This is a genomic window from Bradyrhizobium sp. 191 (assembly GCF_023100985.1).
Classification (GTDB): domain Bacteria; phylum Pseudomonadota; class Alphaproteobacteria; order Rhizobiales; family Xanthobacteraceae; genus Bradyrhizobium; species Bradyrhizobium diversitatis.
Genome location: NZ_CP064692.1, coordinates 2,893,707 through 2,907,311, shown reverse-complemented (window position 1 = coordinate 2,907,311; position 13,605 = coordinate 2,893,707). Strand labels below are relative to the sequence as shown.

The 13,605-nt window shown below is 59.3% G+C and carries 8 protein-coding genes and 3 pseudogenes; 5 read left to right on the top strand and 6 right to left on the bottom strand.

Annotation, left to right across the window (positions count from 1 at the left end):
• Nucleotides 1–145: 145 nt before the first annotated feature.
• Nucleotides 146–1,372: a cystathionine beta-lyase gene (gene metC / locus IVB23_RS13315; RefSeq protein ID WP_247320908.1), complete on the top strand. Its 1,227-nt coding sequence runs from the start codon at nucleotides 146–148 to the stop codon at nucleotides 1,370–1,372.
• Between the two features lie 940 nt (nucleotides 1,373–2,312).
• Nucleotides 2,313–3,038, top strand: coding sequence for a LuxR family transcriptional regulator (locus tag IVB23_RS13310; RefSeq protein WP_247320906.1), 726 nt, complete (start codon nucleotides 2,313–2,315; stop codon nucleotides 3,036–3,038).
• Nucleotides 3,039–3,492: 454 nt separating this feature from the next.
• Here the strand turns inward: IVB23_RS13310 and IVB23_RS13305 are convergent, their stop codons facing one another.
• From IVB23_RS13305 to IVB23_RS13280, 6 genes and pseudogenes are all read right to left on the bottom strand, one after another.
• The gene (locus IVB23_RS13305; protein WP_247803852.1) at nucleotides 3,493–4,230 is read right to left on the bottom strand and encodes an outer membrane beta-barrel protein; all 738 of its coding nucleotides are present in this window, start codon (nucleotides 4,228–4,230) and stop codon (nucleotides 3,493–3,495) included.
• Nucleotides 4,231–4,449: 219 nt separating this feature from the next.
• Nucleotides 4,450–4,764, bottom strand: a complete 315-nt coding sequence (locus tag IVB23_RS13300) for a hypothetical protein (protein ID WP_247320904.1) — start codon at nucleotides 4,762–4,764, stop codon at nucleotides 4,450–4,452.
• A gap of 85 nt (nucleotides 4,765–4,849) precedes the next feature.
• The gene (locus tag IVB23_RS13295) at nucleotides 4,850–5,065 is read right to left on the bottom strand and encodes a hypothetical protein (protein ID WP_247803851.1); all 216 of its coding nucleotides are present in this window, start codon (nucleotides 5,063–5,065) and stop codon (nucleotides 4,850–4,852) included.
• A 976-nt stretch (nucleotides 5,066–6,041) separates the two neighbouring features.
• Nucleotides 6,042–7,067: pseudogene (locus IVB23_RS13290) on the bottom strand (IS110 family transposase).
• A gap of 1,233 nt (nucleotides 7,068–8,300) precedes the next feature.
• Nucleotides 8,301–9,485 (bottom strand): annotated as a pseudogene (gene nodC, locus IVB23_RS13285) (chitooligosaccharide synthase NodC); the annotation flags it as partial.
• 14 nt (nucleotides 9,486–9,499) lie between these two features.
• A pseudogene (locus tag IVB23_RS13280) lies at nucleotides 9,500–9,817 on the bottom strand (chitooligosaccharide deacetylase NodB); the annotation flags it as partial.
• An 841-nt stretch (nucleotides 9,818–10,658) separates the two neighbouring features.
• Between IVB23_RS13280 and IVB23_RS13275 the strand changes: the two are divergent.
• From IVB23_RS13275 to IVB23_RS13265, 3 genes are all read left to right on the top strand, one after another.
• On the top strand, nucleotides 10,659–11,081 hold the full coding sequence (locus IVB23_RS13275) for a transposase (protein ID WP_247803850.1): 423 nt from the start codon (nucleotides 10,659–10,661) through the stop codon (nucleotides 11,079–11,081).
• On the top strand, nucleotides 11,078–11,431 hold the full coding sequence (gene tnpB / locus IVB23_RS13270) for an IS66 family insertion sequence element accessory protein TnpB (RefSeq protein ID WP_247803849.1): 354 nt from the start codon (nucleotides 11,078–11,080) through the stop codon (nucleotides 11,429–11,431). Before IVB23_RS13275 ends, tnpB begins: the two co-directional genes overlap by 4 nt.
• Before the next feature lie 69 nt (nucleotides 11,432–11,500).
• Nucleotides 11,501–13,090, top strand: coding sequence for an IS66 family transposase (locus IVB23_RS13265; RefSeq protein ID WP_247803848.1), 1,590 nt, complete (start codon nucleotides 11,501–11,503; stop codon nucleotides 13,088–13,090).
• The last annotated feature ends 515 nt before the right edge of the window (nucleotides 13,091–13,605 follow it).

Genomic DNA, 13,605 nt, shown 5'->3' with positions numbered 1-13,605 from the left:
GGAGAGCTGTTCTAACGTTGGGATATGATGACGAAGAGGCCGTTGATGCAGAGTTCTCGAGTCGTCGCGCCGGAGACGAGTTGCAGATTGATAGTAGTGGGTATTCGCCGCGCATTTAAGCGGCGCGATCCCAGATAGGAGAGGTATGGATCGGATCGCTTGGGGTAAAGGCTTGCCAGAGCCCAACACGCAATTGTCTCATCTCGGTCGCGCGCCGGCTGAACACGCCGGGATGGTCAATGTTCCTGTCTATCGAGGTTCCACGATCGTTTCCGAAACCCTCGAAGAGTGGGATAGGCGCAAGCAGAATCCAGTGACGAACTACGGACGATTCGGCTCACCGCTGTCTCGCGCTCTCGAGGTTGCCATTTGTGAACTGGAAGGCGGGTATCGTTCGATCTTGTTCCCTTCGGGCCTCTCTGCGTGCTCCCACGCGCTTCTCGGGATCCTGAAGGCCGGGGATCATGTTTTGATCTGCGATAACGTCTATGAACCGGTGAGGATGTTCGCGAACCAGGTTCTAACTAGATTTAAGGTCAAGGTGGAGTACTTCCATCCCACACAACCTTCGGATCTACTCGCGAAGATTGGGACAAAAACGCGAGCTGTGTACCTGGAGTCCCCTGGGTCCATGACGTTTGAGGTACAGGATCTGCCCGCGCTGTGCGCGATCGCACATCAATCGGGTGCGCTCGTGCTCATGGACAATACTTGGGCGACGCCGCTCTATTTCAAACCCTTTCTCCATGGCGTCGACATCTCGATCCATGCCGCGACCAAGTATATCGTTGGTCATTCCGACGCCCTTCTGGGCATTGCTACCGCTAACAAGGAAGCGTGGCCGCTCCTGCAGCCAAGCGCTCATCATTTCGGGGAGATTGCTGGGCCAGATGACATCTATTTAGCTCTTCGTGGACTGCGCACACTAGCCGTTCGCATGAGGCAGCATTACGAAAATGGCATCAAGCTGGCTCAAAGCCTGGAAGACCACCCGGCAGTGGGCCGGGTTCTACACCCTGCGCTCCCAAACGATCCCGGTTACAATATTTGGAAGCGGGATTTCTTGGGTGCAAGTGGCCTGTTCGGCGTCGTTCTGAAGCCTATGTCCAAGGCCCAGCTTTCGCTTTTCTTCCAGAAACTGAGCCTTTTTGGAATCGGATTGTCGTGGGGTGGGTACGAAAGCCTTGTGCTGCCTGTCGATGATCCTCCACGAACGGAAGCAATGGTTTCATTTGATGGACCGTTGATTCGTATTCACGCCGGCATCGAGGGGCCGAGTGATCTCATTGCGGACATGCATCAGGCGCTGCAAGCCGCCTGCGAACACTCCGCGAGCGACGCTGCTTACCAGGATGAGAGCAGAGACGGGTGATTTCAAGGGCAGTATTGATGGCGCGGAGGAGGCCGATAAAAGCGACGCTTGGGGGCGCTCTCGAGCAGAGATCAGTAGCGCAGACAGTCGCGAGTTCTGGGCATGTTGGCCGACACGGCCGATGATCTACCATTTGTAAAGCGGATTTATGGCCGTGCATCTCCGAGGTGGAGCACCAGCCCCGTGCAGGAAGACCATGCGCACGGCTTCTGCCTGTCAATGTGCGTGAGCACAACGCCCATGATGTGCGGTCAGTTGGATGTCATTTAAGCCACAGGTGCCATTGCCGTATTCGGATGATTCGTTCGCCCAAACATGTCCGGGTGCTTTTGAACACGAGCGCTTGGCAATACGCGATCGCGCAACCGGGGATCTCCGGCGCTCCGTTCGGTACGGCGCGACCGCCAGGGTAAACGGGTATCGCAGCGGATGCATGCCATTTCTGCGTCTAATTGCCTCTGCGCCCTATGACGCGGGCGCTGGGTCTACGCTAGCTCGGCTGGCCCCCGGAGCAAAGGCGGGAGGCTGACCAACGCGTAAGATCATTCGCGTACTTGCCGATGCAACAAATATTCTTCAGCTAGCGCCAACAAGGTTGTCTCTCTTGCGACAAATGTCCGAATTCTAGCAGTGAACGTTGCGTCCCCAGTTCTCCAGCACTCGTGCTTTTTGCGGCACTGCTCCTTGCGCCTCAGCTGGTACGACATTTGCTGGACGCTTCAGGTCCGCCTCCTCCCGAAGAAGCGCATGCACAATGTTCTCTATCGAGCAACTATCTGATCTGAGGCAACTCGATTGCAGCTCATGACGAGACGTATGATTGTCGCGTTCGGTCGAGCGCTTCGGCAAGCAAGAGGAGGCTGAAGTGGCGCAGGGCCTCTGCCCATCCACTCAAAAGACGCAGCACCGGTTTGCCTAAGTCGGTGGCGGGAGGCACCAAATGGACCTATTTTGCTTCATCGAATGCGCAAAACAGAGTCGATCTCCCGAGGTGTTGTTCGATCTGCTTGTGAGCTGTTCGAGCGAACAGGGCTTCAGTCAAGTCGCTTACGGGGCGCTGACGGACGCGGAGCCGACCCGCCGGCCAGAGTATCTGCCAGCCGCGGTGACAGTGAACTTTCCTTCCGCGTGGTGCGAGCGCTATGCTGAACGCCGATACAATGCCATCGATCCCGTGGTTCGGCGTACGACGATGCAGTCGGCGCCGTTTCTATGGGATCAACTCGCTCACAAATATCAACTGCAGCCCGGCGAAATGCGTGTGTTGAACGAGGCCAAAGAGGCCGGTCTGAAGCATGGCGTAACCGTACCACTGTTCGGACCATTTGGACAGCTATCTGTCGCATCCTTTGCATCCAGGTTCGACGATGTCGACCCTGAGTATCGCCTCAGTCGTCTCAACGCATTGGCCTGGCAGTTTCATCATGCATTTGCAGAGATCGCGCCGTCATCGGAGGGAAGATGCCATATGCAAGTGGCCCTATCCGAACGAGAAAAGGATTGCCTCCGCTGGGTGGAAGAGGGGAAATCATCCTGGGAAATCGGAGTCATCCTGAGAGTCAGCGAGAATACGGTGAACTTTCACCTGAAGAACGCGATGCGAAAGCTAGAGACGAACAGCCGTACCCATTGCGTTGCCAAGGCGATTCGCCTCGGTCTTATCTGACGTTTCGGCGCCGCTGCCGCGTATTGACCTATGCCGAACTCACGAGCGAGCGATCTGACCAGCGTGACAATATGACAATAGCAGCGAGGACACGTTCAGCCCAAGGTGCAGAAGATGCTGTTGCCGCGAATAGCTGACAAGCCTGTCATCTCGATCGTCTTCGGGAGCATAGATGCGCATCCCGCCGAGGGGTGGTCGTGTTTTCGATGCGGGAGAGATTCGCACGATTGCCTAAATTCGACGTGGACTGGCCATGACGGGAGACCATTCGCCGCATCGATGGCGCGCGTGCGATGACAGTGATCTTCGCAAGCGTGGTTGGTTGTGGATGCCGCCACTCGTCCAATATGGGAGCGGTTTTTGGGCTTGGATTGCTTGATGCAGCAAGCCCGCCCTCGCAAAAACAAGCCCCGGCCATGGGCCGGGGCTTTCGATCCGCCGTTCGTACTGCTGATCAATATTTCAGAAGAAACGGGCCGCCGAACTTATAGTTGAGCCGTGCAGTCACAAGATCGAAATCCTGGCGGATGCGATCGGTTCCGCCTGCGGGCGCGGCGAAGTGCACCGCTCCGGGCTGCATGAATAGGTGGTCGTACTCGAGGCTGACCGACCAGCTCGGCGCGAAACCGTACTCAATCCCAGCTCCCAATGCACCACCCCAAAGAATGTGGTCGCTCTTCCCAAGCTGCGCGCCCGTGAGGGTCGAGCTAATCTGATAGGTATTGCTCGTCACTGCGGCACCACCTTTGGCGTAAAATAATACGTTGTCCACGGCATAACCGATCTGCCCCGTTACCACGCCGAACGCATCAATCTTGGTATGGTTAATATCCGCAAACGCGACGCTGTCATTCGAGCCAGTCAAATCAGCCCAGTTCCCCTGGCCTTCAACACCAAGGACGATCTGGCCCATCTGCCTTCGATAGCCGATCTGGCCACCCACAGTACCGCCGGTCGCATCATGGCAGCCCTCAGGCGTGCCGCCATTGAAGTCCCAGCAATTCGAGCTTGAGCCCAAGCCGCCGTTCATACCAACGTAGTAGCCGCTCCAGTCGTAGATCGCAGCCGCAACAGGCTGTGGAGCTTTGGTATAGAGAGGCTGGACGGGCTGCGCAGCCAGATCCGCGCCGAATGCGGGCGCCACCGCGCCAAGCGCCACAATGCTTACAGTCGCAAGCAACAAGTTCTTCATTTCTAATCTCATGTCTTGAGTGCCCCGAGCCTCGCGCGTCTTAACAACATCCGCGCGAATAGCTGTAACTGCATCGCAACATTTGCGCCGAAAGGAATGCTTGAACCGAACCCTGCGTCAGGTTGCGGCGCTGCGCGGATCATCTTCAACTGCCTCGCAATGCTCCTTCGCGTGCGAACGTAGATTGCGTAGGCGTGGGCGAAAAGCGGGCTGCTGATCTCAGCGGATTAAGCGCACCGCAAGCCACATGATGCCCAGCCACACCGCAACCGAAAAGAGCAAAGCGCTTTGCAACGTCCTTGCTCTTATCCTGTCACGCCATCGAAGGAGCTGCGATGAGCAACCGGTGAAGCGCCGACCCCGTACAACAGCTATCACTTCATCGTAATCTGCGAACCGGAAGTGAGAGCGATGCTTGCGAATATACGCCAGCCGCTCAGTGGGTGAGAGGCACTGTGCCCACACCTCCCATGCCTCATCATCAAAACACGCGCTATTCTCAAGGACCTCGGCGAGGCGCTCGTCAGGTTTCATGATGCATCCGCTGTACTGACTATCGCGGATCGAGTTCTAGGAGGGAAGCCTCACCTTCGAAACCTCTCAGTTTAGGTAGGCGAGTTCAGCGAATCGGACTCGGCCAGGAAGCATTGGTCACGGTCAATGCGGCGCTGATCCTGCGCGAGATGAAATTCGAAGTCGTGCGATGGCTCTGGATCTCTCTTCTCGCCCAGTGCAGATCGCCACGGGCATAGAAGCGGTGTAGATGCCGCAGGAGAGTGAAAGGTGCTCCTTTGTCGATGCTGTCGCAATCGTGCTCGCCGTCGCATTCGTTCAAGCGCTAGCTCGCGTGCCAGACATATCTTCTCCGCGGTGTGCGCCAGCGCTGATTGGAATTCGGTCCGGCAATGGCTTCCGCGCATGCTAAGGTCACAAATCTACGTTGCAAGGTCCAGGGCCGGTTGCGAATACACCGCCGCCGACTCGATCATCCATGAACGGCCGACTCGCAGTCGTCACCGTCAGTGTCTCGGGTCAAATCGGCAATCAGTCACACGTTACACCGCGCCGTTGGGACTGACTCCACGCGAGCACGCGCGTGGCCTCCACGCTGCCTTGCGATTCTGTGCTCGACGAACTGATGACGGTGGGCGTTCGCCCTCGTGTGGCATCGGCTATTTCGAGCTTGAGCAAGGCCGAATGCAGCGTTAGGAACCACGGCGTGCGGGAACTCGGAGCGGCAGCGGAGCAGAAGTGCCGGAATGAAAGTAAGCGCCATAGAGCCGGGCGTGCTCACGTCGTTTGCGGGAACGCCAGCTGCGCATAGCATATCCTAATCCAAAGCCGCCGAAGAAGATCATAGTGAGAAAAAGCAGCGGTGTCGTCATCTCGATGTCCAAACCGGAGGATTGCTTTGATGTGTTACGTCACACTCCCGCCCTCGGTCGTTGACTAGTTGGTCGGCGCGAGGCGGCGGATGCCTGGTTCCTACAACGTGACGCTACGTACGATTCAAGTCCCTTCGGCTACTAATAGCGAGACATATGTGGAACGGCCCCGCGGGGAAGTGCTTTTTTAGACATTCGTCCTCCGGGAACGGTGCGGTCATATGTCCGGCCTTTCAGCGCGGTCGTGGACCGCTGGCCTCAATGAAATTCGCGATGCGAGGGGCTGATCAATCTGACGTACTTTAAGCGCATTGTCGCGCCGGCCTCTCTCGCCTCGGGATTTCGTCCCGGGGGGTCATCGTCTAATCATGCACCTCGCCTCTGTCCGGCTACGTGCCGGGCAGTCTGTTCTGGTCGTCGTTCGGCTCAGGCACGTGCTGCGCCGCTTGCCACGCCAGCATTTCGATAGCTTCCGCCCTTGGTGAGGAGCGCCCAGATGATCCTCGGAACTTGTTGGCAAGCGCGACAGCGACTACCTTGAAAGGCCGCCGCGCCCAAAGCGCGATTAGCCACCGCGGCGCTTTCTCGTTGCCCTTGACGCGTCGCAAGACCGACGTCGCGCCACAAACAAGCAGCGAGCGGAGCGTCGGATTCCCCATTTTCGATATGCCGCCGAGCCGTTCCTTGCCACCGCTAGAATGGGGCTTTGGCGTCAGTCCCAGCCAGGCGGCGAAGTGACGGCCGGATTTGAATCCTTCGGGATCCGGGACCAGCGCTTTGACGGAAGCCGCCGTGATCGCTCCAACGCCCGGAATTGTGACAGCCGCCGCATGTCCTCGTCACGCTTCACCTCGCCGACGATACCTCGTTCGAGCTTATCGATCTGGCGCGTCAACGCCTGGATCTGATCGGCGATTTCAGCCGGCTTTTGGCAGGCAAACGTCCTCTTCGTCCCGCACGATCTCGATCAACTCTGCTACTTTCGCCGTGCCGGTGGCGGCTATAATGCCCAGCTCCGACAAATGCCCGCGAAGCGCGTTGATCGCCTGTGTTTGCTGGCGAACTAAAAAAGGCGCGCGTCTTCAGCACCATGGCCGCCGCCTGCTGATCGGCCGATTTGATCGGAACGAAACGCATCGTCTCGCGGGTCACAGCTTCGCTGATCGCCTCGGCGTCGGCAGCGTCCGTCTTGCCCCGTTTCACGAACGGCTTTACGTAAACCGGCGGGATCAAGCGCACGTCGTCACCGAGCGCCGCAATCTCGCGCGCCCAATAATGGGCACTGCCGCACGCCTCCAAGCCGACCAGACACGGCGGAAGCTTTTCGAAAAAGCGCAGCACTTCGGCCCGACGCAGTTTTTGATTGAATATCGGCGCGCCCTCGGCATCGGCACCGTGTATTTGAAAAACGTTCTTGGCCAAATCCCGGCCGATGGTGCTAACCTGATTCACGGAACGGCTCCCTACCTTGTGGCGTTGCCAGCAACGACCCACGTTTTAGCACTTTGATGCTGTCGGTAACGGGGCCGTTCCACACCATCAATCTGGATGGGAAGCGACTTCCATCCTGATTGCCGCGCCGCAAGCTACTCCCAGCCAGAATGTATTCTAACTTGAGCTGGCCTGCAGCCAGCCAGGCATAGTATGCAGATCCGCGGAGCGGCCCACGCCGTGATCGTCGCAGGAAAACGACATTCGTGATGGCTGCTACCTGCGGTTTGGCCAGAGTGCTGCGCTTCTCTCGGCGGCATTGCCCCACCCTAGACTTTCGGCTGCAGCTGAAACGTGGACGAGACTAGCCGTCTCGCGGCGCAGTCGGAGTGCCGTTAGGACTTGGACTATTTGCGCGTCGCGGCGGCCGGCAGGTGGTCGCACTGCAGTGCAAGGGGGTACCGTACTCATCCTTTGAGACCGAGGGCTCGAATACACGGTTCTTGCGGTTGACGATGCCGGAGAAGTGGTCCTGCCACCTGTCCCGCGGCCTGCCTGCTGACGAGACGAAACTGTTGGAAAAAGGAGGCTGCCTGTATACCAATCGCTGGGCGATCTCGAAAGGACCGCCGGCTCTCAAAACCAGGACGATGTCTTCTTATTACCCGATCCAGTGATCTAACCTACGCCTTATGCAGAATTCCGCCAGGTGCTAAGCGGAACCTCGATTTGATTAGACGAGTAAGAGTTGAACGTCTGATCGAGCAAATCGCCAAGAACGCAGGCGCCGTGAGTCGGGTCGGACTTGGCTTCACGTGTCGTTCCCCGAGCTAGAACAAGTTTGGCGATTTGCGTACGATTGGCGATAGTACGGCGATCTGGCGGTAAAGCTGCGACTGCCTGGTCGAAAATGTTAGCTAGGATGCGGAGGTCTTCTGGATAGAAGAGGTCACCGTATTGTTTCGACGGGACTGTTCGCCTGCTGGGTCTGCTGGCGCTCGCCTCGCCTATTTCGCCGAGTTCCAGCTTTGCCGCGACCAGTTCGCTTGTGAGTTCGTCGAGCAGCTTGATCGCTCCAAGCGCGAATCTGTCCTGGCAGATCAGTTGAGCAACGACCTCCAATTGTAGAGCAATGCGGTGCTCAAGGTGCTGAATGCGCGACGTGCAAACAATCTTCTTGGGCTTGTCGGTTGTCGGGCCCGGGCACAAGAACTTGCCATGCGTTCCATTTCCGTTGGGCAAATCGGCTGGTCTGCGCGAGAGCCAGTCGCTGTTGCTCAAGGTACAGAGCGCATAGGCTTTCATCGGGAGCAGGAGGAAGATGTTGATCGGGGTGTGCAGCGAGAAGCCGATAAATCGAAGCTCGCCGGCACGAAGGGCCGCCACGCTGCATCGAATCATGGTCATCACGACGATGGTCAGACCGGTCCACCAGGGCACGGTGCCGGTGAGCGCGAGCTGAGCGAGCGCGGCAATCGATGAGATGGCGAGCAGCAGCGGCCCGAGGTTCTGTCCGAGCACGTCGAGCGTAAGGTACCGGTCGAGGTCGGGCAACAGGTGCAAACCCAGCAGCGTGTCGCGGTAAGTGCTGCGCGCCCAGCGGAGCTGTTGCCGCAGATACGGCAAGAGCCTGTCCGGGACCACCGTGGCGGCGATAGCGTCCGGAACGTATTCGGTTCGAAACCCTGCCTTGAGCATGAGGATCGTCAGATGACGGTCCTCACCGAAGTCGCTCGGCTTTCCCCGGAAGAACTGCGTCTCGTACTGGTCCAGCAGCAACAGCAGCGCGGAGCGGCGGTACATGGCACACGGCCCGCAGCAGCACATGACGGCACCAAAGCGCGTCTGCGCCGCGCGCTCCTCGTTGCAAGCCAACCAGTACTCCATATCGATCAATCGGGTCAGCCAGCTGTCGTTCCGGTTGCTGGCCGTCAATTGCCCCATGGCCGCGCCGACGGCTGGATCCTGCATCTTGCGTACGAGCTTGCTGACCACGTCGCTGGCGATTTCCGTGTCGGAATCGACATTGAGCACGAGATCGCCGAACGACCGGCGTATCGCTGCGATCTGCGCCTTGCGCTTTCCAACGTTGCTTGGCAGCAGAATGACGTTGAACCTCGGGTCATATGCGTAGCTCCCATGGACCGGGGCCACTGCACCGACATTTGCAGAGCCGTCATCGACCACATAGACCTGCAATCGCCCTGGGTAGTCCTGGCTTGCGAGAGACTTCAGGCAGGCCGCCAGCGTGCGCGGGTCCTCGTTGAAGCAGGGCACGATGACATCCACGCTGGGCAGAGCACCGGTGTCGACCGGGTCGTACGGCGGCAGTGAGGCGTCGGTTCGCAGCGCATAAAGCGCCTGCGCGCTCTTATGGACGCTGGAGAGCAACGCGTAGGAGGCAACAGCAACGGTGCTGATGGTGGCAAGCAGGCTCATGGGAATTGATCTATTCAGTGAGTTTGAGGAAGCGACCGGATTGCAAATCCACGGTCATGCAGTGCTGGAATGAGCTGGGCGAGCGCCGTCACGGTCTGGTCGCGCCGACCAGAGTGAGGGCAGCGTTCCAACTCGTCGGGAGGGCACCCGTCGTGCAGGAGCACGATTGCCCCCGGCCGGACCGAGGCCAGCACCGCGGCAACAATCGCCTCGCCGCCAGGACGAGACCAGTCTTGCGGGTCGACTGACCAGTGCAGGGCTGCCAGTTCGGCCTTCGCCGACACGGCGAGGGCCTCCTTGGTCCATATCCCATACGGCGCACGCATGTGCCGCGGCCACGAGCCGCATCGAAAACACTCCAGTTCCTTGTTGACTCGCAAAGGGCTCACCGCGCGCCACCGGACAGATGCGCGTCAAGCGCGGCCATCCGGGATCAGCCTGCCAGAGCGTTGCACCCGGCGACGCTAGATCGCCCTTGTCGCTATTGGCTTGGGCTGCGCCGTTCTCGCTAAGGCTGGCCAGAGATCTGAGGGCGAGCTGCCCATGCTGCCTCATGGCTGATGTTCGGGCCAGATTGATGCATCCAAGCAGCTCCCGCGCGCCAGTGGCTCGCTGATGCAATAGAACACGTTGCACTGCGCCCTAGTCCGATAGCGCGACCAAGACGGGCCTCGATCTGGGCGCAAGAGGTGATCACGTGCTGGCGCTTGCACGACATCCGCCAATTGCATTGAAAATAGCGAATACGTCATGACGCGCCTTTTCCTCAATCATCCTTGATAGCCGGCGGTTAGCTATGTGGATTTGGAGAATATTGGTATTGTTTTGATGCGAGGTATCCATGCTGCGGATGGGCCAAGAGGGATCCATCAACATTGAGTGCGTGAGCCGATCCTCTTGATTCAATTGATCAGGCGCATGCCGAAGAATGGCTCAGCATGCGACCGTCCATTCGGTGAAGGTCCTAGCCAGGCATCGAAGCCATCTCGGGAACGCGAATCATGACGCTTAGCTGGATCAACTCAAGCGCTGCTTCCCACGAGCACAGTCGAGCCTACGCCGCTGCCTAATGACGACACCTGGCCGGTCCTTTGTAAGCGCGAAGCCGATACCCTTGCTTCAGAATTCGAATGAACGTGCGAAGAAGCCTCCGGCTCTGGACGGAGGTTTGGGATGGGATTGGACAGCAAAAAGGACGTCCATTTGGACGGCTCATCGGTAGGGCCGGTGAGCTGGCTGGAGGTCCTTGAAGGACCGTCGGGACGCCGCGTGCGTTCGGAGGCTGAGAGAGCTCGGATCGTCGCCGAGAGTCTGCTACCCGGTGCCCAGGTGTCCGAGGTAGCGCGCAAGCACGGAGCGACGCGCTGGCAGATTTACGATTGGCGACGACGCTTCCGACAGCGAGGCATGTGGGCGCCGTGCGAGGCGTCGCAGTCGACATTCGCGCCGCTGGTCGTGGAAAGCGCGTTGGAGGCGGGTCACGTTCCGGCCATCAAGCTTGAGATCGCGATCGGCGATGTCGTGCTGCGGACGGACACAGCCATAGATGGCGAGCAGCTGTCCCGGGTGATCCGCGCAGTGCGAGCGTCACGATGATCGCGGCCGGTGCCGATCTGAAGATTTACATCGCGACGCGGCCGATCGACTTCCGCTGTGGCCATGATGGGCTTGCGACGAAGGTGCAGGAGATGCTTCGCCTCGACCCGTTCAGCGGCGCAGCCTTCGTGTTCCGATCGAAACGAGCGGACCGGATCAAGATTTTGGTCTGGGATCGAACGGGCCTGGTGCTGGTGCACAAGCGTCTCGAAGGTTGCAAGTTCGTTTGGCCAACGATCGCAGACGGCGTGATGCGCATATCGCCGGCGATGTTCGCAGCCCTGTTCGAGGGGCTGGATTGGAGGTTGGTCCGCCCGGAAGAAGCGCGGCGTCCCCAGGCAGCTGGATAACTGCGGCAGATTGACTCGGAAGCTATTTTGAACGTGGCACGCGCAGTGACGATGTGCTCGAAATAGCGCATGAGCATTGCGGCGCTGCGCAACGAAAATGAACGCCTGAAAGCGCTTTTGGCGCAAACGCAGGCAGCCTTGAGCGAGCATCAGGGGGCACTGGCGGCATCGGAGGAAGCGCGACGTCGGCTGGAGGTCATTCTCGGGGAATTGCGACGCGAGAAGTTCGGCGCGACGTCCGAGAAGCTGCGGCCAGATCAGTATCACTTGCCGCTGGAAGACGTGGAGATCGCGCAAGGCATCCTGGACGCGGCGCAGGAGAGAGCCGAGGCTGTGATCCAGGGCCGATCGCGGACCGCGCCGGATCAAGGTTCTCATCGCAATCGCGGCTGCTTGCCTGCCCATTTGCCGCGGGTGGAACGGATCATCGAGCCTGCGAGCACGCTCTGTCCGTGCGGTTGCGGCGCCATGACGAAGATCGGCGAGGACGTCAGCAAACGCCTCGACGTGATCCCGGCGCAATGGCGCGTGCTGATCACACGCCGCCCGAAATACATCTGTCGCCGCTGCTCGGGCCCTGTCGTGCAGGCGCACGCACCGGAGCACGTGGTGCCTGGTGGACTGCCGACCGAAGCGGCGATTGCGCACGTGATCGTCTCCAAGTTTGGTGACCATACGCCGTTTTACCGCCAGTCCGAGATCTATGCGCGTCAGGGCATCCGGCTTGATCGGGCGACACTGGGCAACTGGTCCGGTCGCGCCTGCTTCCATCTTCAACCCATGGCGGACCACATGCGCCGCCACCTGGCCATGGCGGATCGTCTGTTCATGGACGAAACCACGGCGCCGGTACTCGATCCCGGGCGCGGCCAAACGAAGAAAGGCTACTTCTGGGCGATCGTGTCCGATGACCGCGGCCACAGCGGCCCAAGTCCGCCGATCGTGCTGTTCCGATATGCCCCCAGTCGCAGCGGTGCCTTCGCTGAGCAGTTCCTGGACGGCTTTGGCGGACGCTTCCTGCAATGCGATGCCTATGGCGGTTATGACCGGCTAACCGAAGTCGCCCGACCACAGGGGTCGTGGACGCTCGTGCATTGCTGGAGCCATTTGCGCCGGCGTTTTGTCAAATTGGCCCGCAACAGCAAATCGCCGATCGCTGAGGCCGCCATTCGGCACATCGCACAGCTTTACGCTATCGAAGCCATGGTGCGCGGCTCATCGTCGGACATTCGGCTGGCCGCACGCAAGGAGCATTCGTTGGCTCTCGTCGCCGCGTTAAAGCCGTGGTTCGAGAAACAGTTGTCGATGATCTCCAGCGGCTCGACGCTCGCCGACGACATCCGCTACGCGCTCAATCACTGGCAAGGGCTGACCCGCTTCCTCGAAGACGGGCGCCTCGAGCTTGACACGAACCCGGTCGAGAACGCCATCCGGCCAGTCTGCCTGACCAGAAAAAATGCGCTCTTCGCCGGTCATGAAGTGGGCGCGGAAAACTGGGCCTTGCTCGCCTCGATCGTCGCCACCTGCAAGCTCAACGACGTTAACCCGGCCGCCTACATCGCCGAAACACTCGAGGCAATCATCGACGGCCATCCCCATAGCCGCATCGAAGACCTCATGCCGTGGCGATTCCGCAAAACGTCAAGCCAGCCTCAATAGGGTTGCGGCTAAGCGCTTACGGTCCTTTCGATGATCAAGTTACAGAGCTGAGGGGGAGGCGCACATTGGCTCGACGCAGCGGACCGCTAAAGACGGCCAGAGAAGCCTGGTTCGGGATGCTCGATAAAAACAGAGCCTGCAGCATTTCGGCAGGTGCCCACCCAAGCCTGCGGGCCGCCAGGACAGATTAGATTGATCAACTAGCGAGGTGCTGTCGCTCCATTCCCATCAGCTTCATAGCTGCTCAGGAGCTCAATCGAAGCCCCTCGGCTAACATCAATCCTGCACAGCCAAGTGTCCGGGCAAGCGATCGCTGGAGCGGGGCATGGATCAATGCATCTTGGGATGAGCGCTGCAGGTACCGACTTCGTTAAAAGGGATCCTGAGGGCGGCGCGGTTCGCTGGTCATGAACATTTTCATTGCAAAGTCGAGCGACCTGTATGCTCGATCGCGGACCGCCTGCGGCAAATCAGGAGTTGCGTCAATCGCAGCGCGCGCGTCGCTCAGAATCTTA